We start from the raw sequence: 23,489 nt of genomic DNA, 5'->3' as shown, positions 1-23,489 counted from the left end.
AAACGCCAAGCCCGAAGTCCGAACGCCGCCCGCCCAACACCGCAGCGCGTCAAGAAGGGAACGCCCGTGCTCGAGCAAACCAGCCGCCCGACCTGGCCCGCCAGGCTGCTCCCGCTCCTCGGCGCCGCCGTTGTGGCGGCCGCCCTGACCGGCCAGGTGATGCTCCTGTTGGGGCAGAGCATCCCCTACTTCATGTCCGACTTCCTCGTCTACCGCGGTGGCGGCCACGCGGTGCTGCACGACGTGCGGGTCTATCAGATCGGCGTCGCCACCCCGGTGTCGCAGAACATGCAGTTCATCTACACGCCGTTCGCGGCTGTCGTGCTCGCGCCGCTCGCCGCGCTCGGGGTCGGCGCCTCCGAGACGCTGTGGACCTTCCTGAGCCTGCTGGCGATCGCCGCGACGATCTGGCTGTCGCTGCGCGTCTCCGGCGTCTCGTCGCGCAGGCTGCTGACGGCGGGCACGGTCGGCGGCATGTTCGTGGCGAGTCTGCTCTCGCCGGTGTCGTTCAACCTGATCCTGGGCCAGATCAACGTGTTCGTGATGCTGCTGATCCTGCTCGACTTCGCGCCCGGGACGCCGGAGCGCTGGCGCGGGGTCGGCATCGGGGTGGCAGCGGGACTGAAGCTGACCCCGCTGCTGTTCGTCGTGTACCTCGTGCTGACCAAGCGGTGGGCCGCGGCGGGGCGGTCGGTCGTGGCGTTCGCCGCCACGATCCTGCTGGGCTTCGCCGTCATCCCCGCGGACTCGCGCGCCTACTGGCTGCACGGCATGTTCCACGACACCAGCCGCATGGTGCCCTTCCCGACCCTGGTCAACCATTCGCTGCCCGGCCTGATCGCGCGGCTGGACCACACCACCACGCCGTCGAACGGAGCGCTGGCGATCGCCACGGTGGTGGGCGTGGTGTTCCTGGCCGGCGCGGTGTGGGCGTACCGACGGGGTCAGGACACCGTCGGCATGCTCGTCATCGCCTTCACCGCCCAACTGGTCTCCCCGATCACCTGGATGCATCACGGGGTGTGGGTGATACCGGCCCTGATTTGGCTGAGCCTGGCCCGCTGGCGGTCCGGCACGCTGTTGCCGTGGGTGGTCCTCAGCCTGGCGACGGCCTGGTATCTGGCTCCGATATGGCTGATCGGGCAAGGCTCGCTGACGGCCAGGGCACCCCATCAGTGGACGACCAGCGGCGAGATCATCACGGCACTGACCGGGAACCTCGTCCCGGCCGTGATCGCCATCGTGCTCATGCCGGTGTGGCTGCCGAAGTTGCGAGAGCCGGCGAAAGAGGAGTCAGGCGTGGAGGAGCCGACCAAGGCAACCGAATAGGCGATGTCCCCGACTCCTCATCACATCAGCCTTCCTGCTCCCACCAGCCGCGCGTGTCGACGCCTGCGGCATCGGCCAGCGCCTCCAGTTCCGCGATCTCCTCGTCCGCGAGCTCGATGCCGCCGGCTCGGGTCAGCCCGTCGATGTGACCGGCTTTCGTGACTCCGACGATCGGGGTGGTCCCCTTGGCGATGGCCCAGGCGGTGGCGATGTCGGCGGCGGAGGCGCCGCGGTCCTCGCCGAGGGTCCCCATCCGGTGAGTCAGGGCCTGTAGTTGCGGCAGGATGCCGTTGTACACGCCCGCCCGGCTGCTGCCCTCCGGCAACGGATTGGCCGGGCTGTACTTGCCGGTCAGCGCTCCTTGCTCGAGCACCATGTAGGAGAAGAACCGCACGTCGTTCTCGCGGCAGTGCTCGAGGATGCCCGCACGCTCGGAGCTCCGATACAGCAGGCTGTAGTGGTTCTGGACCGCCTCCACACGGAAACCGGCCTCGCCGAGGATCCGGTCGGCCGCAGCGATCTGCTCCATGCTGTGGTTCGAGACGCCGACATGCTTGATCTTGCCGCTCTTGAGCAGCGGGATCAGCGACGGCGTCCAGCGTGCGACGTCGGCGGGGTTGTGGATCCAGTACAGATCCACGTAGTCCGTGCTCAATCGCTGCAGGCTCTGCTCCAGCATATCCGCGACCGGATCGCCGCCGTCACCTGCCATCTGCGGAGTGAATTTCGTCGACAGCTGGTACTCACTGCGGTCATAGCCCATCAATGCCTGGGCCAGAACCGTCTCCGAGCGTCCCGCGCCGTATACGGCGGCGGTGTCCCACAAGGTGAATCCGTTCGCCTGCGCCTTGTCGACGACCTCCCGCAGGCCGGACTCGCTCAGCTGAGTGCCGAAGTAGCCCTCACCCGCCTTTCCGCTGTCGCCCCAGGCCCACGTGCCCATAACTGCCATCGGTACGGTCAGCGCCTTGCTCGTCATGTCTTGTCTCCGTTGCCGGTATTCCCGATCGGGTTGGACTGTTCGATCTCCAGCAGACCGTAATCGCCGCCGCCGGAGAAGGTCGCGCTCATAGGGGTACAAGCTCAACCCCCTTCGGGCTGTGACCAGCGGCTAGCATGATTGATATGGACCAACCGCCCGGAAACCGCGGCGATATCCGGGACTTCCTCGCCAGCCGGCGCGCCAAGATCACCCCGGCGCAGGCCGGACTGCCGACCAGCGCCCGGCGCCGGGTCCCCGGGCTGCGGCGCGAGGAGGTCGCGGTCCTGGCCGGGGTGAGCACGGAGTGGTACACGCGGCTGGAGAAGGGCCACATCGGCGGCGTGTCCGAGGACGTCCTCGACGCGGTGGCCCGCGCCCTGCGCTTGGACGAGGACGAGCGCACCTACCTGTTCGACCTGGCCCGGTCCTCGCGGCAGGAGAGCCGCACGCCGCCGCGGCGCAGGGACGTCGAGGTCCCGCCGCGGGTCCAGTGGCTGCTCGACTCCATCTCGACGTCCTCGGCGTTCGTCCGCAACGGCCGGACCGATATCGTCGCCGGAAACGCGCTGGCCCGAGCCTTGTTCGCACCGATGTTCGACAGCGTCACCGTCGACAAACGCGGTCGCCCCAACCTCGCCCGCTACATCTTCCTCGATCCCGACGCCCCCGGCTTCTTCGTCGACTGGGACGCCGCCGGGGTCGCCACCGCCGCGCTGCTGCGCGCCGAGGTCGGGCGCGAGCCCCGCGACCGCGCACTGCGCGACCTCGTGGGCGAGCTGTCCACCCTCAGCCCGGAGTTCCGAAGCCGCTGGGCCGCGCACGACGTGCTGATGCGCCACGACGGCGTCAAACGGCTTCAGCACCCCGACGTCGGCCGGCTGGAACTGACCTTCCAGTCCCTCGATCTCCCCCTGTCCGACCGCGCCGTGCACGACCTGATCATCTACACCGCCGAACCCGGCACCGCCTCCGAAGACCGGCTCAAGCTCCTGGCCATCTGGGCGGCCACGCGATCGCAGGCGGCGCAGCCCGCTCCCGAATCGCCGGGAGTGGGATAAGTTCGCGAGGTCAGACTGCTCGTCTCACGGAACGGGGATCCGTTGGTGGCAGAGGTCCTGGTCGAGCTCGACCGCGCCGCCGGGCGGCTGGTCGCGCAGCTGGTGGCGGGATTGCGCGACGCCGTGCGGGAGGGGCGGCTCGCGGGCGGGACGGTGCTGCCGCCGAGCCGGCAGCTCGCCGCGGAGTTGCGGGTCTCGCGCGGGATCGTCGTGGAGGCCTACCAGCAGCTGGTCGCCGAGGGCTATCTGCTCAGCCGGGTCGGGTCCGGGACGCGCGTGGCGGAAGGGCTTGTGGCGACGGCGGCCGGAGCCGTCGGCGCCACCGCTGACGCCGGTTCCGCCGCGCCGCCGCGCTACGACCTGACCCCCGGCAGTCCCGATCTGTCCCTGTTCCCGCGCTCGGCATGGCTGGCCGCGATGCGCCGCGCCGTCAGTACCCTGCCGAACAGCGACCTGGGCTACGGCGACCCGGCCGGCGTGCTGCGCTTCCGCGAGGAGATGGCCGCCTACTTGTCCAGGGTGCGCGCCGCCGACGCGGTGCCGGAGCGGATCGTCGCGCTCAACGGCGCCGCGCACGGCTTGGCGCTGGGACTGCGCGCCTTGCGCGAGGACGGCCACCGCGTGCTGGCCGTCGAAGACCCCTCCGGGGACCGTCCGCGGCAGATCCTGGGCATCTCCGGTCTGGACCTCGCCTGGGTCCCGGTCGACGACGACGGCCTGATCGTCAGCGAACTGCGCAAGACCGCCGCGACTGTCGTGCACGTCACACCGGCGCACCAGTACCCGACCGGCACCGCGCTGTCCCCCGGCCGTCGCGCCGAGCTCGTCGCCTGGGCGCGCGAGGTGGACGGGATCATCATCGAGGACGACTACGACGCCGAGTTCCGCTACGACCGCGACCCGATCGCATGCCTGCAGGGCCTGGGCCCGGACCGGGTGCTGTACCTCGGTACCGCCAGCAAGTCCCTGGCTCCGGCGCTCCGCCTGGGCTGGGCGCTGGCTCCGGCGCCGCTCGCCGAGCGGCTGCGCGCGCTGCGCAAGGAGACCGACCTGGGCGGGCCGATCCTGGAACACGTCACGCTGGCCGAACTCATCGCCTCCGGCGCCTACGACCGCCACTTGCGCGGCGTGCGCCGCCGCTACCGCGAGCGCCGCGACGCCCTGGCCGCCGCGCTGGCCGAGCGGCTGCCGCACTGGCGCGTCCGCGGCATCGCCGCCGGCCTGCATCTGCTCGTCGACCTCCCGCCCGCTGTCGACGAAGAGGTACTGACCACTGCGGCCCGAGCCCACGGAGTCCGGGTTCAGCCGCTGGCGCCGATGCGGTGCGCGCCGGGACCGCCCGGTCTGGTGCTCGGCTATGCCGGGCTCTCCCCGGCGCACTTGGCCGAGGCCGTGCGCCTGCTCCACGCCGCGGCGCGGTCCTGCGACGCGGTGGGCCCGGCTTCGGGCAAGCTGATCAGGACACTGTGAAAGGTGTGAAGGGAGCGTCGGAGGAAGGGAGCGCAGTCGTGGGATCGCCGGAGCTGCTGATCGTCCTGCGCCGGGACCGCCCGACGCCGTTGCAGCAGCAGGTCTGCGACCAGGTCATCGCCCTGGTGCGGGCCGGCCGGCTGCGCCCCGGGGACACGGTTCCGGCGTCGCGGGAGCTGGCCCGGCAGTTGGACGTCTCGCGGACCGTGATCATCAAGGCCTACGAGCTGCTGACCGCCAACGGCTACCTGACCGCGCGCCCAGGTTCCGGGACCCGGGTGGCCGGGCCGGAGCATCATCAGGGCACGCCGACAGTGCCGAGCGCGGCGAAGCGAGCGGTCGCGCTGGCGCCGCGTCCGCCGCGTCCCACGGACGACGGGCACGCGCTGTGGCAGCCGTGGGAACCGGCGCCGGTGTTGCGGCAGGCCGATCCCGCGGCGATCGATTTCCGGCACGGCACGCCGGCGCTGTCCCGGTTCCCGACCGCGCGCTGGCGGCAGTCGCTCGAGGCCGCGCTGGCCAAGGCCGACGACTCGCTGTTCGGATACGGCCCGGCCGAGGGTTCGGCGGCCCTGCGCGCCGAGATCGCCGCGTTGGTCCGGCACAGCAGGGCCCTTTCCGCCCCGGCGGAGCGCATCATGATCACCAGCGGTGCGACGCAGGCCTTGGACATCTTGGTGCGGGCGATCGTCGGGCCCGGGGACGTCGTCGTCATCGAGGATCCCAGCCACACCGTGCTGCGGCAGATCTTCGGGTTCTCCCCGGCCGCGGTGGTGCCGGTGGCGGTGGACGACGAAGGGCTGCGGGTCCAGGACATCGACGCCACGGTGCGCGCGCACGGCCACGATCCGGCGCGGGTGCGCCTGGTCTACGTCACGCCGTCGCACCAGTTCCCGACCGGCTGCGTGATGACCGCGCAGCGGCGGCGCGCGCTGGTGGGCTGGGCGCAGGAGCGCGGGGCGACGATCTTAGAGGACGACTACCACAACGAGTACTGGTTCTCCGGGGACCGGTTGCCGGCCCTGGCCGCCGACGCGCACCAGGGCTCGGTGGTGTATGTCGGCAGCTTCAGCAAGACGCTGTTCCCGGCGCTGCGCATCGGCTACGCGATCCTGCCGGAGCGGCTGGTGCAGCCGTTCCTGGGCATCAAGTGGATCACCGACCGGCTCACCGCGACCGTCGAGCAGGAGGCGCTGGCCGACTTCATCGCGACCGGCGGGTACGCCCGGCACATCGCGAAGATGTCCGGGCTGTACCGGCGCCGGCGGCTGCGGTTGTTGGAGGCCTTGTACGAGTGCTTCGGTGCCGGGGTGCGGATCTCCGGGGAGGCGGCGGGGCTGCACGTGCTCGTCGCCTTGCCCGGGCTGCTGGAGGCGGGCGTCGGCGAGGGCGAGTTCGCGCGGCGCGCCGCCGAGCGGGGCGTGCTGATCTATCCGGCTTCCGGGTACTACGCGCAGGACCCGCCGACCGAACCCACCTTTCTCATGGGGTACGCGGCGCTCACGCCGGAGCGCATCACCGAGGGCGTCGCGCGGCTTGCCGCCGTGCGCCGCCTGCGGGCTCCGGAGTGAACTCCGCGCGGGTGAAGCGGTCGCGCAGGGCGAAGGGGACGGTGCAGTCGAAGACGGCTTTGGCGGTGCGGCCGTCGCCGGACAGGTTCGGCGAGTAGACAGTGGACTGCGACGGATCCAGCGCGAAGCCTTCCCGGTCCGGCAGGATCGTGATGTCCCGGTCGGCCTGCAATCTGGTCGCCATCGCCCACCACAGGTCCTGGTCGGATTCGGGGTCCACGTCCTCGTCGACCGCCAGCACCGTCTTGACCATGCGGAACGTCTCCAGCACGGCCTCGCAGCAGTCCCGGACCAAGGCGTCGTCCTCGCCGGAGCGCTTGCGCCAGCGCAGGACCAGCATGAGCTGGCCGCCGCCGGCGGTGTGGCAGAGCGCTGAGACGATCGGGGCGCCGCGCTCGCGCAGGAAGGCGAGGACCGCGGCCTCCATGCCGTAGCCGAGGAGCACCGACTGCTCCAGGCCGGGACCGCTGACGCTTTGCAGGATCGCGCCCGGCCGCGCGGTGATCGCCGAAACCCGGATCACGGGCAGGGCGGGGTGCGCGCGGCCTCGGTAGCCGAGGAACTCCGGCGTGGCGAAGGGACCGGCCGGGTTCTCCGGCACCACTTTGTCCAGGATCTCGCCCTCGATGACGTACTCGGCGTGCGCGATGCACTCGGCGTCGATGCTCCCGCACGGCATGAGCTCCACGGGCGCGCCGCCTATGGCGCCGGCCACGGCGATCTCGTCCACCTCCGGCGGCACCAGCGACGACGGACAGCACGAGGCCAGCAGCACCGCGGGCGGCACGCCGAGATGGATCGCCACCGGCAGCGACTCGCCGCGGGCCAGCGCGGCGTTGTAAGCCCGCTCCAGATCGCGGCCGGGCACCATCCAGATGGTGAGGGTGTCAGGGCCCTGCACGCACATGCGGTGCACCGACAGGTTCCGGACGCCGGTGTCCGGATCGGTGGCCAGCACCGCGCCGAGGGTGAGGTACGGACCGGCGTCGGCGTCGGTGAGGACGGGGATCGGCAACGCGGTCAGGTCGGCCGGCCGCGCGGCGCGCTCGGGACGCGAGTCCTCAGCGAGCAGGACCGGCGCCACCGGCTTGCCCACCGCTTCCAGCAGCCGGAACGGCACCTCGGCCGGCTCCAGCCCGAGCAGCGCCGCCGCGCGCCGACGGGTGCCGTACAACCCCATCAGCACCGGCCCGCTCGCACCGGAGTCGGCCCTGACGTGCTCGAACAGCACGACCGGACCGGGCCCGGTGGGCGGCGCCGCAGGCGTCCCGGCCCACCGGGCATAGCGGGCGCCGACCCCGAACCGCGCCGGGATCTCCTCCCGTACCCGCACCAGCTCCCCGGGCGCCGAATCCAGCCCGGCCAGCGCGGTCCGCAGATCCGCGAGCCGGCGCCCGGTCACGACGAACCCGGCCGCGCCGCGACGGCCGCAGCGGCTTCGAGTTCGGCTTCGCCGCCAAGGGAGCTTTCCCCGACCGCGCCACCTTCGCCGCCGCCGGAGTTTTCCCCGCCGCCGCCGGCCGCATCCTGCTGCGCCCCGGCAGCACCGGCACCGGCACCGGCACCGGCACCGGCACCAACAGCAGCGTCAGCACCAGCACCAGCCCGCCGCTCGGCGAGCCGCACCAGCTGCATCTGCGTCAGCTCCTCGATCAAGGTCCGGTACGTCGCCTCGGCGATCGCCGGCGGCATGCCGTGCTCCTCGGCGAGGGCGCGGACGCGCGCGACGACTGCCGCCACGCGGTCGGGGGAGCGGACGGCGGCCTCGTCGCGCTTGTTCTCGGTCAGGACGCGGACCACGCGGGTGCGTTCGGCGAGCAGGGCGATGATGCGGCGGTCCAGATCGTCGATGAGCAGGCGCTGGTCGGCGATGCGGGCCTGTTCCTGCTCGGTCACGGAGCCGGCACCTCGTCGATCACGTAGACCAGGGTCGGCTCGGTGCCGGAGCCGCGGGAGCGGTGGCGCTCCGTGCCGGGGATGATGAAGCCCATGCCGGGGCGGCAGGACACGGCGCGGTCGTCGAACAGGATCGTGAACTCCCCGGACAGGACGTAGCCCTGGTGGCCGCGGGTGCACCACTCCTGCTCGTCGAAGCCCGCCGGCAGCTCCATCAGGCGCACCCGGAAGCCCTGGGTGTAGGCGATCTTCACCCGGCCGTCGGCGCCGGCCTTCACCCACTTCTCCCAGGGCATGGCGTCGAAGTCGATGCCGACCAGGGTCGGCGTCTGGGTCTCCACAGTCATCGTCATACTCCTCATGTAGTCCGTACCGGGTGGCCGCGTCGGCGTACCACCCGCTCGTTGACGTCCACCGTCGGCAGCACGGGCTCCCCGCGCTCGGCGGTCCGCTCGCGCAGCAGCTCCACCATGTCGACCATGCGGTGCACCATGCGCTCGAGCGCGTCGTTGCTCTCGGTGTCGAACATCCCGGGCACCGCCGAGGCGTTGCGCATCAGGGCCGGGAAGCCGCTGCCGACCAGGATCATCCGGTTCAGCAGGATGTTGTCGACCAGCTGGTGGTAGACGTTGGAGTCGCTGTACCGGCGGCTGGTGATGATCACGCCGCCCACCTTGTTCGCCAGCGGCCGCTCGAACCGCAGGTGGCCGACCCCGACGTGCTCGATGAAGATCTGCATCAGGTGCGCCAGCCCGAACCCGTGCACGGGCGTGGCGTAGATGATGCCGTCGGCCCGCTTCATCCGCTCGACGATCGCCGGCGTGTCGTCGCCGATCGCGCACGGCAGCGTCCGGCTGTTGCAGTCGCCGCACGGGCTGCACGGCGAGATGTCGAAGTCCCGCAGCTGGATCGAGTCGAACCGCGCCCCGCGCGAGCGCACCAGCTCTCCGGCGGTCGCCAGCGCGATGTCGGTGTTGCCGGCCGGCCGCTCGGAGCCGCCGATGCCGAATATCAGTGGTCGTTCCGTGTGTGCGAAGTCCATCCCTGCTCCCCGATTTTCCCGAAGTCGGCCCGGTGCGGGCGGTAGGGCCCGCACCGGGATGAACATCAGGGTCCTGATCAGTCCGTCAGATCGCCGGCGAAGTAGTCGGCGTAGGCCTGCATGTCGAAGTGCCCGTGCCCGGACAGCGAGAACAGGATCGACCGGCTCACGCCCTCCTCCTTGGCCCGCAGCGCCTCGTCGATCGCCACCCGCACCGCGTGCGTGGACTCCGGCGCCGGCACGATGCCCTCGTTGCGGGCGAAGGTCACGCCGGCCTCGAAGCACGCGGTCTGCGGGACGGCGCGCGCCTCCAGCAGCTCGGCCTCCTTCAGGGCGCTGATGATCGGCGCCATGCCGTGGTAGCGCAGACCGCCGGCGTGGATGGCCGGCGGGCGGAAGTCGTGCCCGAGGGTGTGCATCTTGGCCAGCGGCGTGAGCCCGGCGGTGTCGCCGAAGTCGTAGTCGTACTTGCCCTCGGTCAGGCTCGGGCAGGAGGAGGGCTCGACCGCGATGGCCCGCACCGACCGGCCGCCCTCCAGCTGCTCGCGCAGGAACGGCAGCGCCAGGCCGCCGAAGTTGGAGCCGCCGCCGGCCGCGCCGATCACGATGTCCGGGTAGTCCTCGGCCAGCTCCAGCTGCAGCCGCGCCTCCTGGCCGATGATCGTCTGGTGCATCAGCACGTGGTTGAGCACCGAGCCCAGCGCGTACTTGACGTCGTCGCCGCCGACCACGGCCGCCTCGACCGCCTCGGAGATGGCCAGGCCCAGGCTGCCGGGGTTGTCCGGGTCGGCGGCCAGCGCGTCGCGGCCGGCCTGGGTGAGCTCGCTGGGGCTGGCGTGCACGGTGGCGCCGTAGGTCTGCATCAGACCCCGGCGGTAGGGCTTCTGCTGGTAGCTGATCTTCACCATGAAGACCTCGCACTCCAGCCCGAAGTAGGAGCAGGCCAGGGACAGCGAGCTGCCCCACTGCCCGGCGCCGGTCTCGGTGGTGAGCTTGGCGACGCCGGCCAGCTTGTTGTAGTACGCCTGCGGCACGGCGGTGTTCGGCTTGTGGCTGCCGGCCGGGCTCACGCCCTCGTACTTGAAGTAGATCCGCGCCGGGGTGTCCAGAGCCTGCTCCAGACGCCGCGCCCGGACCAGCGGCGCGGGGCGCCACTGCTTGTAGACGTCCAGCACGGCGCCGGGGATGTCGACGTCGCGGTCCTTGGTGAACTCCTGGGCTATCAGCTCCGCCGGGAACAGCGGAGCCAGGTCGGACTCAGTGATCGGCTCCTTGGTGCCCGGGTGCAGCATCGGCGGCAACCCGTCCGGCAGGTCCGGCACCACGTTGTACCAGGTGGTCGGGATCTGCTCCTCGGGAAGCAGGAACTTGGTCGCGGTCATGGTCGCTTTCCTCTGGTTGTCGGGATGGGTGGGGCAGGCGCAGCAGCGCGAACGCCGCCATGCCCAAGATCGGAGCGGCCAGCAGCACCCCGAAGACCGGGGCGTGGCCGCGGGCCGACCACAGCACGCCGAGCCCGGCGGGCACGACGAGCCGGGCCAGGCCCAGCACGAAGCCGTTGACGGCCATGAAGCCCGGCACCCGGCGCTCGTCGGCCTGGTCGGCGATGTAGGCCGGGACGACGACGGAGACGATGATCTCCCCGAGCGTCCAGATGACGGTGCACAGCAGCAGCGCCGCCAGGGAGAACGCCACGACCGGCAGCACCAGGCCCGCCGACCACAGCGCGCCGGCGGCCAGCAGCAGGGTCCTGGTGCTGTGGCGGACGATGAACTTCTCGACCTGGAGGCCGAAGCCGACGATCACGACGCTGTTGATCGTGTAGACGACGCCGATGTACGCCGTCGAGGCGTTCAGCGAGGTGGTCACGGCCAGCGGGACGGAGTATTCCAGGCCGATCAGCGGCACGACGTAGAAGAACGAGGCGCCCAGCAGCAGCCACAGATGCCGGTGGCCCAGGGAGCGGTAGCCGACCTTCTCCGGGCGCTGAGTCCCGATTCCGGCACCGGCAACACCGGCGGCACCGGCAGACGCGGGCCGGTCGACGGGTACCCACAGCAGCAGCAACCCGGCGACCACGAGGCTGGCGGCGATGTTCACGGCGAACATCAGCGAGAACGACACCGCTGCCGCCACGCCTCCCAGCAGCGGTCCGACACCCATGCCCAGGTTGTTGAACATGTAGCTGAGGGTGAAGGCGTACGCGCGCTGCTCCGGCGGCGCGAGGTCGGCGATCAGGGTGTTGCTCGCCGGGCCGAAGACGCCCATGCCGACCAGCGCCGCGAACAGGATCGCGGGGTAGATCCACGGCCCGCCGTCGGCGACCGCGAGCCCCAGGTAGCCCGCGGCGTTGAGCAGCAGCGCGCCGACCAGGGTCCAGCGGCAGCCCCAGCGCAGGCACAGCGGCCCGGCCAGCAGGCTGCCGACCAGCAGGCCGGTGCTGCCCACCGATAACAGCACCCCGGCCTGGTCGGCGCCCAGATGCTTGCCCTTGACCAGGTAGACGGCCAGCAGCGGGAAGACGAACATGCCCGCGCGGTTGACGAACATGGCCAGGTACAGCACGCGCAGCGCGAGCGGCAGCTCCCGCAGACGCCTGTACCAGGGCCCTGTCACTCCTCCTCCGTCACGGTCCGCACCCGGAAGGCGTCGCGGACGGCCTTGAAGCGCGCCGAGATGTCCTCGAAGTCCCGGCCGGAGCAGACGTACCAGCCCAGGACGTCGTTGGAGCGCGTGGGCGGCGCGAGCACGTCGCCCACGGACTTCCACACGTCGGCGTCCAGCACGTTCTCCAGCTCCATCAGCTCCGCGCGCGAGCTGATGTCCGTGATCGTGCCGAAGCGGGAGGAGCCGAGGTACTCGGTACCGACCTCCGGTCCCAGCACGGCGTCCGGGGTGTGCGCCGCGTCCAGCTCCAGCCGGCACCACTCCCCCGCCAGGTTGATGCCGCGGCCGGCGATCACCGCCGGGACGATGGAGCCGCCGCCGGCGCGCGCGCCGACCTCGCCGAACACCACCTCGCCGGCGTCGGTGAGGAAGAACTCCGCGTGCGCGACGCCGGTGACCATCCCGAAACCGCGCAGGATCTCGGCGTTGAGGCCGACGATGCGCTGCTCCTGCTCGGTGAGGTCGTACTTGCGGGAGATCGTGCCGCCGGGCTCGTCCTTGTACTCCAGGATCGAGTACGTGTACTTCGACAGCTGCTCGAACACGATCTGCGTGCCGCGCATCAGGGAGTCGACGTGGTACTCCGCGCCGGAGACGAACTCCTCGACCCGGTACTCGTGCCGGTCGTCGCGCATCTGGGCCCAGACCCGGTCCAGTGCGGCCCGGTCGTCGACGCGGTAGGTGCTGCCGCAGGCCCATCCGGCGTAGGGCTTGACCACCACCGGGTAGCCGACCTGCTCGGCGAACTCGGCGACCGCGCCGACGGTGTCCGGGCGGGTGGAGCGGGCCACGCGCACGCCGAGCTCCTCGGCCCGGCGGTGCATGACGTTCTTGTCCCGGAAGTTCAGCGCCTCGTCCGGGGTCAGCCCGGGGATGCCGTGGTCGCGGCGGGCCCGCGCGGCGGGCAGCACGTCCCCTTCGAACAGCGGGAAGATCCGCTCGGGCCGGTGGTCGGCGACGACCCGGGCGACCGCGGCCCGGAAGGCCGCGGTGTCCTCCAGATCGGCGTGGTAGGTCGGGAATCCCTCGGTCTCGGCGGCCTGGCCGCCTTCGGGCAGCAGGACGACGGTCTGCACCCCGAGGTCGGCGGCCGCCTCGGCGACCGCGCGGAACTGCGCGAGGTAGCGGCCGGCTTCGGGACGGTAGACGACCAGGATCGAACGGCTCACGATGGCTCCTTCGGCTCGGGTCAGCCCGCTGCTTGCGGCAGCTCGGCGGCGAACAGGGACGCGGTGGGGTTGGAGCGGTCCAGGACCACCGGTCCCGGCAGGGCCTCGACCCGGTCTTCCAGCAGCTCCCGCAGCCGGACCAGGGCGGCCTCGACGTCGGTCCGGCCGCCGTCGTGCACCGCCTCCACCGTGATCAGCAGCCTTCGAAAGCCGACGTCGGCCTTGATCAGGTCGCTCTGCCGCCAGTTCCAGCGCCGGGAGTGCGCCCGGCCCAGGCCGTCGGCGTAGATCACCTCGCCGGGCTCGGGCTGCTCGGGCGTGAGCGGGGCGCCGAGGGGCAGATAGACCTCGTCGCCGGCGGCCAGCCGCACCGTCAGCTCCGGCCCGACGTCGCCGACGTCGCAGGCCGCCACCGGCAGCCCGGTGTGCAGCGACACCGTGTTGCACAGGTCGACCAGGGAGTTGATCCGCGGCAGCCGGTCGCCCTTGGCGACCCGGCGGGTCAGCGACTCGGCGGCGCACGGGAACTTGTTCGGGTTGGCGCCGACCTGCCGGTACGCCTCGCGCCAGGCCGCGATCGGCGGCAGCGCCGAGACCTCGGCCTTGCCCAGGCCCAGCGCGTGCAGCCGGTCCTCGGCGGCGGTGAGCAGCTCGGAAACCTCCGGCGGCGTCGGGGTCACCTCGACCGCGGGGACGGCGATCAATCCCAGGACGTAGCCGGGCACCAGGTCCAGAACCCGGTCCTGGACCGAGACGGTGAGGAACTCCATGGGGTGCCTTTCGTATGGAGCGATGGACGGATGCCGGTGAGCCTAGGAAGTCGATCAGGGCACTGCTGCTACCAATTCCGGGCGTTCTCTTGTGACCACTTGCGCGGCGGACCGAGGACGAAATCGCCGCCGAGCAGCACCGCGCGCACCGCGCCGGGGCGGCTCAGGACGCTGATGTCCTGCGCCGGGTCGCCGTCGGTGACAACCAGGTCGGCCAGCCGGCCGCGCTGCACGGTCCCGGCTTCGTCCCCGCGCCCTGCCAGCCGCGCGCCGTTGGCGGTGGCCCAGGTCAGCACGGTCGGCGCCGGGATGCCGGCCAGGTCGACATAGGCTTGGAGCTCCTTGGCGTAGTCGCCGTGCGGGGTCCAGGCGAAGCCGAAGTCGTCGCCGGCGACGACCGGGATGCCCATCTCGACCATCAGCGGCAGGATCCGCAGGGTGTTCTCGATCTCGGCCTGGAACTCCAGCGACTCCAGGAACTCCGGGGTCTTGCCGTGCTTGGCGCCGGTGCTCAGCAGCATGTGCGGCTGATAGAGGCTGGGCACCACGAAGATGCCCTGCTCGGCGATGGCTTCCAGGGCGGCGTCGTCGGCGTAGGTGGCGTGGTCGATGACGTCGACCCCGGCGGCGATCGCGTTGCGGATGCCCTGCAGGCCGCGCGAGTGGGCCCGGATGCGCGCGCCGTTCTCGTGCGCGGTGCGCGCGGCGATCACCAGCTCCTGCGCGGTGAACAGCAGCTCGTGCGAGCGGCCGTTGGGGAAGGTGTCGTCGCCGGAGGAGAAGACCTTGACGATCTCCGCGCCCTGCGCGATCTCGCCCTTGACGTACTCGGCCATCTCCTCGGGGGTGTCGGCCAGCCGCATCAGGTCCGAGGGGATCCGCTTGCCGACCTCCGGATTGCGCCGCTCCGGCGGACCGGAGACCATCAGGTCCCGGCTGCACGGGGTGATCCGCGGCCCGCGCAGCCGCCCGGCGTCGACGGCCTTGCGCAGGGCCATGTCGATGCCCGCCACCGAGCCGGCGCCGACGAAGGCGGTGTAGCCCAGGGACAGCATGCGGCCGGCGTTCTCCGCGGCGGCCAGGGTGAGCTCGGGGACGGAGTATTTGAAGAGCATCTCCCGGCCGTCGAGGATGTTCAGGTAGGCGATGTGGGTGTGGCCCAGGGTCATGCCCGGCATGACCGTCATCCCGGCCAGGTCGACGATCTCGACCTGCGAGGAGTCCAGCGGCAGCCGGCCGGCCGGGGCGATCTCGGCGATGCGGTCGCCCTCGATCAGGACACTGTGCCCGGTCAGCGAGGCCTTGCCCAGCCCTTCCTGGACCTTGCCGTTGCGAAGCAGGATCTTGCGTGCCATACGCCTTTCATCTCCCCGTGTGGTCGTCCGCGTGCGTGAACAGCGCCCAGATGATCTCCGCGCCCGGGCGGGTGAGCAGCCAGCGCAGTCCGTGGGCGCGCCGGCCGGGCGCGTTGGTCAGCGCCAGGTCGGCGCCGCCCCGGGCGGTGATCGCGGCGGCGTGCTGGGTGGACTCGGCCTCGATCCAGCGGACCTCGCGCTCGGCCAGCGAGGGCGGCATCACCTGGTCGTACATCCAGCGCACCTCCCACATCGCCGCCACGGACACCGGCCCGGTGCCCGCCGGCGCGCCGTCCGGGCGCACCGCGAGCCCGTACTCGGGTGTGGCCAGCGGGAAGAACGCCGCCAGCCGCAGGTCCCGGTGCCAGTGGAAGCGGGTCACGCCCCGGTAGGCGCTGGGCACCAGAGCCAGAGCGACCTTGCGCGTGCTGACATGGGACAGCACGTCCTCGAAGCTCGGGAACAGCTCGATCCGCAGCTCGTGCTCCAGGGCCAGCGACTCGGCGGCCAGGTGGCTGGAGGTCCCGGCCGGGCCGAGCGTGGCCACCGAGGTGCCGGGCCGCGCCGCCCAGCGAGCCGTCAGCTCGCTCCAGCGCGCGCCGAAATCCTCGGCGAAGTCCGCGACGCTGAGCGGGTTCTGATCCGGGTCCGGATGCGGGTTCGTGGTCAGGTGCGGATGCGTGGTCGGATGCGGGTTCGTGGTCGGCCAGGACTCAGCGTTCATAGCCACGGTTGGCTGCCATCTTCTGGGCGACCAGGGTCTCGTGGTCGGGCTCGCGGCGCCGGTCGACGATGCGCGCCGCCTTCCAGCTCACGAACGCGCCGGTGCTGACGATCGGGTCCAGGCCGTCGGACAGCTCGACCGCCACCGGCACGCCGAGGCCCTCGGCTGCCTGCTCGCGGACCGCCGCGGCGAGCGCGTCGCGGTCCGCGACGAGCTCGGGGAGCAGTTCCAGACGGACCGTGAGCCGGTCGCGGCCGGCGTCGTCGTGCTCGATGACGATCTGGTAGCCGGCCGAGCCGGTCACCCCGGTCAGGACCGCGGTCTCGATCTGCCCGGCGGTGAACCGGCGCTCGCCGAGCTCGATGAAGTCCAGCGTGCGGCCCACGATCCGGACCAGGTCGCCGGGCATCTCGCAGGCGCAGTCGGACTCCTGGATCTCCACGGCGTCGCCGGTGCGGTAGCGGACCAGCGGTTTGACGCCGTCCATCAGCATCGTGACGGTGAGCTCGCCGCTGCCGCGCGCACCGAGCGAGGCGCCGGAGTCGGGGTCGACGACCTCCACGATGTAGTTGGTCTGCGACAGGTGCATCCGCTTGTTCTTGCAGGCGGTCGCGATGACGAAGGCCTCCTGCGAGCCGTACAGGACGTTGTAGACGTCGGCGCCCCAGATGCTCTCCAGGTTGTGCGCCAGCGCCGGGGTGCACATCTCGCCGGTGACGAACAGCAGCCGGACGGCGAAGTCCTCGCGCAGGTCGTAGCCGTAGTGCCGGGCGGCTTTGGCCAGGGTGAGCGCGACGCCGGGCGTGCAGCAGACGACCTCCAGCTCCAGGTCCCGCATCAGCTGCAGCGCCTTGGGGAACCCGATGACCGGCGAGTACGGCCAGATCTTCGCGTTCATGGCGCCGGTGTTCTGCGCGACGTCGCCGAGGGTGTCGCCGAAGGAGTGCACCTCGGTGGGACCCATCAGGCCGACGCGCGGGGCGCGGTCGCCGAAGTGGTGCCGGAAGATCGAGGCCCAGGACTCGGTGACGTGCGCGTTGCTGGCGACGACCTCGCGGCCGTCGCGCGGGCAGGGCGTGGCCGGTCCGGTGGTTCCGGTGGTCTCGTAGAAGAACAGAGCGTCGGTCAGCGGCCGGCTCAGGACGTCGAGCATCGCCGAGCGCAGGTCGCCCTTGGTGGTGAAGGGCAGCATGGTCAGGTCCTCGGGCGTGGCCGCGGACAGGTCGGCGTCCTTCAGATGGGTGGCGTAGAACGGCGAGTTCTCCGCGACCTGGGTGAGCACGGCGCGCAGCTGGGTCGCGCGCCATTCGGCGTGGTCGGCCTCGGTGAGGGTGCGGGCGTAGAAGGCGCGGTGCACGGCGAGGTAGCGCTCAGCGAACCCGGCCGCGTCTCCGGTGGTGGGAAGCCACATGATGGTTCCGTCCTCTCAGATCCGGGCCTGGAGCCGGGGACGCGCCGCGGTGAGGAAGTTGGCGAACAGCGACAGACCGCTGTCGGTGGTGACGCTCTCGGGGTGGAACTGCACGCCCTCGACCGGCAGGTCGCGGTGGCGCAGGCCCATCACGTAGCCGTCGTCGAGCGAGGTCGCGGTGACGACCAGCTCCGGCGGCAGGTCCCCGTCGACGACCAGCGAGTGGTAGCGGGTGACGGTCAGCGGCTGCGGGGCGCCGAGCAGGACGCCTTCGCCGTCGTGCGCGATCGGGCTGGTCTTGCCGTGCATCAGGTTCGCCGCGACGGTGATCCGCCCGCCGTAGGCCAGGCCGATCGCCTGGTGGCCCAGGCACACCCCGAGGAGCGGCACGCGGCCGGCGAAGGCGTGGACCAGTTCGACGTGCCCGGAGTCGGCCGGGTGGCCCGGACCCGGTCCCAGCACGACCGCGTCCGGGGCGCTGTCCAGGAGCTCCTCGGGGGTGCGGGTGTGCGAGCGCACCACGTCGACCTCCGCGCCGAGGGTGCGCAGATACTGGAAGATGATGTGGGAGAAGCTGTCGTAGGCATCGACGATCAGGACGTTCACGACAGGAGCTCCTCGCCGGTCAGGGCCCAGTAGGTGGCGCTCATCTTGGCCAGCGTCTCGCGCCATTCGGAGGCCGGGACGGAGTCGGCGACCACGCCGGCGGAGGCCTGGGTGCTGTAGGCGCGGCCGTCGTGGACGGTGGTGCGGATGCACAAGGCGAGCACCGCGAAGCCGCGCACGTCGATCAGGCCGAGCGCGCCGGCGTAGGCGCCGCGCGGGTCGTCCTCGATCTCGTTGATGATCTCCATGGCGCGCACCTTCGGCGCGCCGGTCATGGTGCCGGCCGGGAACGTCGCGCGGACGGCCTCCCACACCCCGACGCCGTCCTCGAGGTCTCCGGAGACCGTGGAGACCAGGTGGTGGACGTAGGCGAAGGGCTCGACCTCCATCATGGTCTCGACCTGGAGGGTGCCGGGCACGCACACCCGGCCGATGTCGTTGCGGCACAGGTCGACGAGCATGACGTGCTCGGCCTGTTCCTTGGCGCTGGCGCGCAGCTCGGCGACCCGGCGCTCGTCCTCGGCCGGATCGGCGGCCCGCGGCGCGGTCCCGGCGATGGGGCGCATGAGGATGCGGCGGCCCTCGATCCGGAAGAACAGCTCCGGGCTGGCGCCGATCACGGTCCGGCCGCTCCAGGGCGTCAGGTACATGTAAGGGGACGGATTCCGGTGGCGCAGCCTTTTGTAGACCTCGACCGGGGTCAGGTCGGTCTCGACGTCGATCCGGTGCCCGATCTGGATCTGGTAGCTGTCGCCGACGCCGATGTGGCGCAGGCAGCGCTCGACGCGGCCGGTGAACGTTTCCTGCTCGACGTTGTCGGTCACCGAACGCGGCGCCGGGGCGGCGGGGATGATGGAGGGCTCTGATTCCCCGCTCGCGGCGGCCGGCGTGAGAGCTTGCTCACTCCCGGCCGCGGGGAAGTGCGGGCCGGAGGCGGACAGCAGGCGCACCCCGCCGCTGTGCTGGTCGTACCAGACCGTGTTCCGAAACAGGGCCAGGGTGCACCGGGGCATGTCAGCGTCTTGCTGGGTCTGCGGGATGTCCTCGATGTCCCAGGCGGCCTCGTAGGACAGGACGGTCAGGAATCCGAAGGCGAAGGTGTCCTGGCCCAGGTCGGTGTCGACGTCGAAGGCCTCGGTGATCGCCGCCAGCAGGCGCCATCTGGTCTCCGGGGCGGACGCGTCCCAGACCCGGATGCCGTCATAGGCTTCTTTGGGCGGCCCGGCCTCGGCCGAGACGGTCTCGGCGAGCAGATCTCCGAGAGCGGCCCCGGCGGTCAGCTCGACGCGTCCGGCGTACAGCCGGATCTCGGCGAGCCGGTCCCAGCCGACCGCCGCCCAGCGCCGGTCCTGGACCGGACCGGCCGGACTCTCGAAGAGGAACACGTCGTGGCCAGGCCGATCGCGCAGCAGTTCTTCATAGGTTTGAAGGGGATTGCCGCCTGGCAATTCGGTAACGGTCACCCGGACCGGGATCGATGGCGAGAGCACGGCCGTTGCCGCCTTTCTGGAATACCCCGTGTATCTGAACGCACATCAGCTCGGAGCCGGAACGGCGCATGAACAAGCCGATATGTGCACGCAGATCGAACGCTTTCTCGACTTGACTAAATCAGATGCCTGAATCGGCAGTACAGACCACTTCGACCCGTCGGGAGCAGACCACTTGGCCACAGACCTCTCACTCACCGTCGATCGCGAATCGGCCCTCCCCCTGTCCGAACAGGTCCGCGGCAGCCTGCGCCGGCTCATCGAGGACGGCTCCCTGGGCGAGGACTCGCCGCTGCCGTCAAGCCGCCAGCTGGCCGCCGATCTGGCGGTCTCGCGCAGCGTCGTGGTGGAGGCCTACGAGCAGTTGGTCGCCGAGGGCTACCTGGCGACCCGCCGCGGCTCCGGGACCCGGGTCGCCAACGGCATCGGCCGGCCCTCGGGCGCCGCTTCGGCGCTCACCAGGGCCCTGCCGGAGCGCACGGAATCGGCGTGGGACCTGCGCACCGGTACCTCTGACCTGGACGCCTTCCCGCGCCGGGAGTGGGTGCGCTCGGTGACCGCGGCCCTGGCCCAGGCCGGGCGGGCCGAACTCGGCTACGCCCCGCTCAGCGGCGCGCCGCACCTGCGCCACGTTCTGGCCGGGCATCTGGGCCGCACCCGCGGCGTCCGGATCAGCCCGCAGAACCTGATGATCACTGCCGGCTTCGCCCAAGGGCTGGCCCTGCTGTGCGCGATGCTGCGGGAAAACGGCCACCGGGACCTGGGCGTGGAGGACCCCAGCCACCCCGGCGAGCGCGAGTTCATCGCCAGCGCGGGCCTACGCCCGGTCGGCATCCCGGTGGACGCCGAAGGGCTGCGCGTGGACCTGCTGGAGCGCAGCCCGGCGCGTGCCGTCCTGACGACGCCGGGCAACCAGTTCCCCACCGGCGTGCGCCTGTCCCCGGCCCGCCGCGCACAGCTGATCGAGTGGGCCCGCAAGGTGGACGGCTACATCCTGGAAGACGACTTCGACTGCGCCTACCTCGACCGCGCCGACCGCGTCCCGTCGCTGCAGAACCTCGCCCCGGACCGCGTCGTCTACGCCGGCAGCGTCAGCAAGGTCCTGGCACCGGCGCTGCGCCTGGGCTGGATCGCGGGCCCCCCGGAGGTGATGTCCGGCGTCGAGGCGGTCCGCGCGGGCTGGGACATCGGCTGCTCAGGCCTGGAACAGCTGGCCTTCGCCCATTTCGTCGCCACCGGCGCCTACGACCGCCACCAGCGAGCCCTGCGCACCGAATCCCACAAGCGCAGGGCCCTGATCCGTACCATGGTCGCTGAACACTTCCCGGGCGCCCACATGCTCGGCGGCGACAGCGGTATCCAGGCCTTCGTCACCCTGCCATCGCATATGGACGAACAAGTCCTCGTCCGCGAGGCCCGCAACCGCTCGATCCTCATCCGCGGCGGCGCCTTCTACACGCTGGACGACCGCACCCGCCCGCCGGCCCTGGTCCTCGGCTACGCCACGATAGACGGCAAGGGCCTGCAGACGGCACTGACGGCGCTGGGGGACATCTACCGCTCGTGTGCGGTCAGATGACGGCGTAGCTCATCCCAACGCTGTCAGCGGCAGATGCCTTCAGCGGCAGAACTCACCAGGCTCCGGGCGTGCCCGGAGCCGCCTGCTCGCCGCGGTACTGCCCGGTCTCGGTGCCGCGCTCCTCGATGAACTGCTTGAACCGCTTGGCGTCGGCCTTGACCTGGTGATCGTCCACCTGCAAGACACTGCCGGCCTTCTCCACCAGGCCCTGGGGCTCCCAGGACAGCTGGATGGTGACCCGGGTCTCGGCGTCGTTGAGGCGGTGGAAGGTCACGACGCCGGCGTGGCCGGTGTCCCCGCCGATGCTCTTCCACGCGATGCGCTCGTCGGGATGCTGCTCGGTCACCTCGGCGTCGAACTCGCGGCGGACGCCGCCGACCTTGGTGACCCAGTGGGTGCGGCGCGCGTCGATCTGCGCGACCGACTCCACACCGTCCATGAACTGCGGGAAGGTCTCGAACTGGGTCCACTGGTTGTACGCGGTGCTGACAGGCACGTTCACATCGACCGATTCGGTGACGTCACCCATAGAGCGTCTCCTTCGTCCTGCTGATTTCTTCTGCGGCCCGGTGCCGCACCGAGTGCGGGTGCCCGACGGCTCCGGGGTCAAACAACGGCCCTGTCGGCCCTCCGCACCCGCCCGACGGTGTTTGGTTGTCAGGAGCTTGGTCATATGGCTTGATGACCGAGGGAAAATCGGCTCGTCAAGGAAACCGCTATGGCCGTCGACAAGCGAGACACCGGATCGCCGAGCCGCCATGAGACAGCCGACGAAAGGGCCGACCGGAATTTGGTGGAGCTTTTGCAGGAATTGCGAGTGCTCCAGACCGGTGTCCAAATCATTTTCGCGTTTTTGCTCAGCGTCGCATTCACCGCGCGCTTCACGCAGCTCTCCGCCACACAGCAGTACGTCTATATCGCCGCGCTTTTGATGTCCGTGATATCGGTGGCCGTGTTGGCGACGCCGGTCGCCATCCATCGCGGCTTGTTCCGCAGCGGCATGAAGGAGCAGGTCGTCATCTTGTCCACGCACTGCGCGCGACTGGGCATGCTGCTTTTGTCCATCGCCCTGGACTGCGCGGTGTTCCTGATCATCGACGTGGTCATCGGCCGGATCGCGGCTTCGGTCATCACCGCTGTCGTCGCAGTGGCCTTCCTCGCTTTGTGGTTCGTGTTCCCGTGGGCTCTTCGACGCCGCTGAGCCCGCGCACAGCGCTCGTCTCGTAGGCCGCTGCGCGCCGGTACTTTGGGCGGCATGGCGAACCACGACGATGTCCGTATCGACCTTGCCGGCATTCTGCGCCAGTTGGAGGACAACGGGTACGACGACGTGCGCGTGGAGTTCGCACCTGTCGGTACCGCGGGTCCGGCGGTGTCGGACGCGGTGTCCCGGGGCGTCGTCGCGGCCAACGAGGCGGCCGCGGACCGGGTCTGGGGCGCGGCGCCGACGGCGACTCTCGCGGGTGTTTCCGTGAAGTTGATGGACCCGTACGACCTGGATGCGGTGTCGGAGTGGCTGGCGGCGTTCGCCGAGGTGCTGCGCGCGGGTGGCTTGTCCGGTGATCTCCGTGCCACGCCGCTGGTCGGGTTGCCGGAGTGGATCTCGCAGATCGCTGATCCGATGGTGACGGCGTATGTCGCGCTGGCCGCGCCCGCGCCCGGCAGGTCGACGGACCAGTGGTGTGAGCGGGCGGTGCGCTGGGCGTCCGAGGCCGGGGGCGATGCCTACCTGTCCAGTGCCGGGATGAATCAGGTGGACACCAGCGGCGAAGTCGCGGCGCACCTGTCCTCGGTGTTGCTCGCCAGTTCCTCAGCCGCCGTGCGCTACGCCGACGAAGGGGCGTCGCGGGCGGCTTTCGTCCACATGAACCCGAACGGCCAGGCGGTGTATCAGGTCTATGACCCGGCCGCCTCGCCAGCGGCCCAGGTCGACCGGGCGCGCGCGGCGATCCTCGCCGAGGCCGCGCAGGCGTCCTTCGCTTTCGTGGCGCCGACTCCGTACCAGGTCTATTCCTGGGACGACCGCGGCCGGGCGCTGCAGCCGCTGCAGCCGCTGTGGCCGGAGATCGGCGCGGCTGTCTTGCGCGTGCACGCGAACCTGTGGAGCCGGCTCGTTCCCGACGCGCACTGTATCCAACTCCTTACCCAGGAGCATATGAGTCTTGTCTCGGACCTGTCACAGTGGTCTGTGACGGAAGTCACACCGGGACGCTTCCTCGTCGAGGCCTCGGATCTGGCCGAGTGGCTCCGGCCCGGCGGACCTGCGAACTCGACCGTGGACAAAGCCCGAGCGGATTTCGGCAGGGCCCTGGCATCCCCCGACGATCTCCGATAGCGGCCTCAGCCTGGCGTGGAGGCGATCGCAGCGCA

At 71.0% G+C, this 23,489-nt stretch carries 22 protein-coding genes; 7 read left to right on the top strand and 15 right to left on the bottom strand.

Features of this window, described 5'->3' with window-relative positions; translation table 11 throughout:
* The first annotated feature begins 66 nt into the window (after window positions 1-66).
* Window positions 67-1,329: a glycosyltransferase 87 family protein gene (locus CACI_RS18315; protein WP_015792316.1), complete on the top strand. Its 1,263-nt coding sequence runs from the start codon at window positions 67-69 to the stop codon at window positions 1,327-1,329.
* A 25-nt stretch (window positions 1,330-1,354) separates the two neighbouring features.
* Here the strand turns inward: CACI_RS18315 and CACI_RS18310 are convergent, their stop codons facing one another.
* A complete protein-coding gene (locus CACI_RS18310; protein WP_015792315.1) occupies window positions 1,355-2,308 on the bottom strand; it encodes an aldo/keto reductase in 954 nt (317 codons plus the stop codon).
* A 146-nt stretch (window positions 2,309-2,454) separates the two neighbouring features.
* Between CACI_RS18310 and CACI_RS18305 the strand changes: the two genes are divergently transcribed.
* The 3 genes from CACI_RS18305 to pdxR (CACI_RS18295) are packed head-to-tail and all read left to right on the top strand — an operon-like array spanning window position 2,455 to window position 6,410.
* Window positions 2,455-3,369 carry a helix-turn-helix transcriptional regulator gene (locus CACI_RS18305; RefSeq protein ID WP_041540319.1) on the top strand — a complete coding sequence of 305 codons (915 nt, stop codon included), beginning with the start codon at window positions 2,455-2,457 and terminating at the stop codon, window positions 3,367-3,369.
* Between the two features lie 45 nt (window positions 3,370-3,414).
* On the top strand, window positions 3,415-4,839 hold the full coding sequence (pdxR, locus tag CACI_RS18300) for a MocR-like pyridoxine biosynthesis transcription factor PdxR (RefSeq protein WP_015792312.1): 1,425 nt from the start codon (window positions 3,415-3,417) through the stop codon (window positions 4,837-4,839).
* Between the two features lie 38 nt (window positions 4,840-4,877).
* Window positions 4,878-6,410 carry a MocR-like pyridoxine biosynthesis transcription factor PdxR gene (gene pdxR, locus CACI_RS18295; RefSeq protein WP_015792311.1) on the top strand — a complete coding sequence of 511 codons (1,533 nt, stop codon included), beginning with the start codon at window positions 4,878-4,880 and terminating at the stop codon, window positions 6,408-6,410.
* Here pdxR (CACI_RS18295) and CACI_RS18290 read toward each other — a convergent pair.
* From CACI_RS18290 to CACI_RS18230, 13 genes are all read right to left on the bottom strand, one after another.
* Window positions 6,355-7,812: a UbiD family decarboxylase gene (locus CACI_RS18290; RefSeq protein ID WP_015792310.1), complete on the bottom strand. Its 1,458-nt coding sequence runs from the start codon at window positions 7,810-7,812 to the stop codon at window positions 6,355-6,357. The genes pdxR (CACI_RS18295) and CACI_RS18290 overlap by 56 nt on opposite strands.
* Entirely contained in the window at window positions 7,809-8,306 is a 498-nt protein-coding gene (locus tag CACI_RS51235; protein WP_015792309.1) for a chorismate mutase, read from the bottom strand. Before CACI_RS51235 ends, CACI_RS18290 begins: the two co-directional genes overlap by 4 nt.
* Window positions 8,303-8,653, bottom strand: a complete 351-nt coding sequence (locus tag CACI_RS18280) for a cupin domain-containing protein (RefSeq protein WP_015792308.1) — start codon at window positions 8,651-8,653, stop codon at window positions 8,303-8,305. The genes CACI_RS51235 and CACI_RS18280 overlap by 4 nt, the downstream gene beginning before the upstream one ends.
* Before the next feature lie 11 nt (window positions 8,654-8,664).
* Complete coding sequence (locus CACI_RS18275) at window positions 8,665-9,348, bottom strand: flavodoxin family protein (RefSeq protein ID WP_015792307.1); 684 nt, start codon at window positions 9,346-9,348, stop codon at window positions 8,665-8,667.
* Between the two features lie 77 nt (window positions 9,349-9,425).
* Window positions 9,426-10,670 carry a TrpB-like pyridoxal phosphate-dependent enzyme gene (locus CACI_RS18270; RefSeq protein WP_263053487.1) on the bottom strand — a complete coding sequence of 415 codons (1,245 nt, stop codon included), beginning with the start codon at window positions 10,668-10,670 and terminating at the stop codon, window positions 9,426-9,428.
* Window positions 10,606-11,964, bottom strand: a complete 1,359-nt coding sequence (locus tag CACI_RS47945; protein WP_015792305.1) for an MFS transporter — start codon at window positions 11,962-11,964, stop codon at window positions 10,606-10,608. Before CACI_RS47945 ends, CACI_RS18270 begins: the two co-directional genes overlap by 65 nt.
* Window positions 11,961-13,184, bottom strand: a complete 1,224-nt coding sequence (locus CACI_RS18260) for an ATP-grasp domain-containing protein (protein WP_015792304.1) — start codon at window positions 13,182-13,184, stop codon at window positions 11,961-11,963. Before CACI_RS18260 ends, CACI_RS47945 begins: the two co-directional genes overlap by 4 nt.
* 20 nt (window positions 13,185-13,204) lie before the next feature.
* On the bottom strand, window positions 13,205-13,954 hold the full coding sequence (locus tag CACI_RS18255) for a B3/B4 domain-containing protein (RefSeq protein ID WP_015792303.1): 750 nt from the start codon (window positions 13,952-13,954) through the stop codon (window positions 13,205-13,207).
* 68 nt (window positions 13,955-14,022) lie between these two features.
* Window positions 14,023-15,309, bottom strand: coding sequence for an amidohydrolase family protein (locus CACI_RS18250; RefSeq protein ID WP_015792302.1), 1,287 nt, complete (start codon window positions 15,307-15,309; stop codon window positions 14,023-14,025).
* A gap of 7 nt (window positions 15,310-15,316) precedes the next feature.
* Window positions 15,317-16,033, bottom strand: a complete 717-nt coding sequence (locus CACI_RS18245; protein ID WP_015792301.1) for a prephenate dehydratase domain-containing protein — start codon at window positions 16,031-16,033, stop codon at window positions 15,317-15,319.
* Window positions 16,023-17,444 (bottom strand): phenylacetate--CoA ligase family protein, encoded by a 1,422-nt coding sequence (locus CACI_RS18240; RefSeq protein ID WP_015792300.1) that lies wholly within the window; start codon window positions 17,442-17,444, stop codon window positions 16,023-16,025. The genes CACI_RS18245 and CACI_RS18240 overlap by 11 nt, the downstream gene beginning before the upstream one ends.
* Window positions 17,445-17,459: 15 nt before the next feature.
* Window positions 17,460-18,050: an anthranilate synthase component II gene (locus tag CACI_RS18235; RefSeq protein WP_015792299.1), complete on the bottom strand. Its 591-nt coding sequence runs from the start codon at window positions 18,048-18,050 to the stop codon at window positions 17,460-17,462.
* A complete protein-coding gene (locus CACI_RS18230; protein ID WP_223297572.1) occupies window positions 18,047-19,513 on the bottom strand; it encodes an anthranilate synthase component I family protein in 1,467 nt (488 codons plus the stop codon). The genes CACI_RS18235 and CACI_RS18230 overlap by 4 nt, the downstream gene beginning before the upstream one ends.
* Window positions 19,514-19,715: 202 nt before the next feature.
* Between CACI_RS18230 and pdxR (CACI_RS18225) the strand changes: the two genes are divergently transcribed.
* The gene (gene pdxR, locus CACI_RS18225; RefSeq protein ID WP_015792297.1) at window positions 19,716-21,119 is read left to right on the top strand and encodes a MocR-like pyridoxine biosynthesis transcription factor PdxR; all 1,404 of its coding nucleotides are present in this window, start codon (window positions 19,716-19,718) and stop codon (window positions 21,117-21,119) included.
* Between the two features lie 52 nt (window positions 21,120-21,171).
* Here pdxR (CACI_RS18225) and CACI_RS18220 read toward each other — a convergent pair whose 3' ends face one another.
* Window positions 21,172-21,648, bottom strand: coding sequence for an SRPBCC family protein (locus tag CACI_RS18220; RefSeq protein WP_015792296.1), 477 nt, complete (start codon window positions 21,646-21,648; stop codon window positions 21,172-21,174).
* A gap of 189 nt (window positions 21,649-21,837) precedes the next feature.
* Here CACI_RS18220 and CACI_RS18215 point away from each other — a divergent pair, with 189 nt between their 5' ends.
* Both CACI_RS18215 and CACI_RS18210 read left to right on the top strand, forming a co-directional pair.
* Entirely contained in the window at window positions 21,838-22,320 is a 483-nt protein-coding gene (locus CACI_RS18215; RefSeq protein ID WP_015792295.1) for a DUF6328 family protein, read from the top strand.
* A gap of 54 nt (window positions 22,321-22,374) precedes the next feature.
* On the top strand, window positions 22,375-23,454 hold the full coding sequence (locus CACI_RS18210) for a hypothetical protein (protein WP_015792294.1): 1,080 nt from the start codon (window positions 22,375-22,377) through the stop codon (window positions 23,452-23,454).
* The last annotated feature ends 35 nt before the right edge of the window (window positions 23,455-23,489 follow it).

The sequence above is a fragment of the Catenulispora acidiphila DSM 44928 genome (assembly GCF_000024025.1).
Taxonomy (GTDB): domain Bacteria; phylum Actinomycetota; class Actinomycetes; order Streptomycetales; family Catenulisporaceae; genus Catenulispora; species Catenulispora acidiphila.
This window is presented reverse-complemented; position numbering and strand designations above follow the sequence as displayed.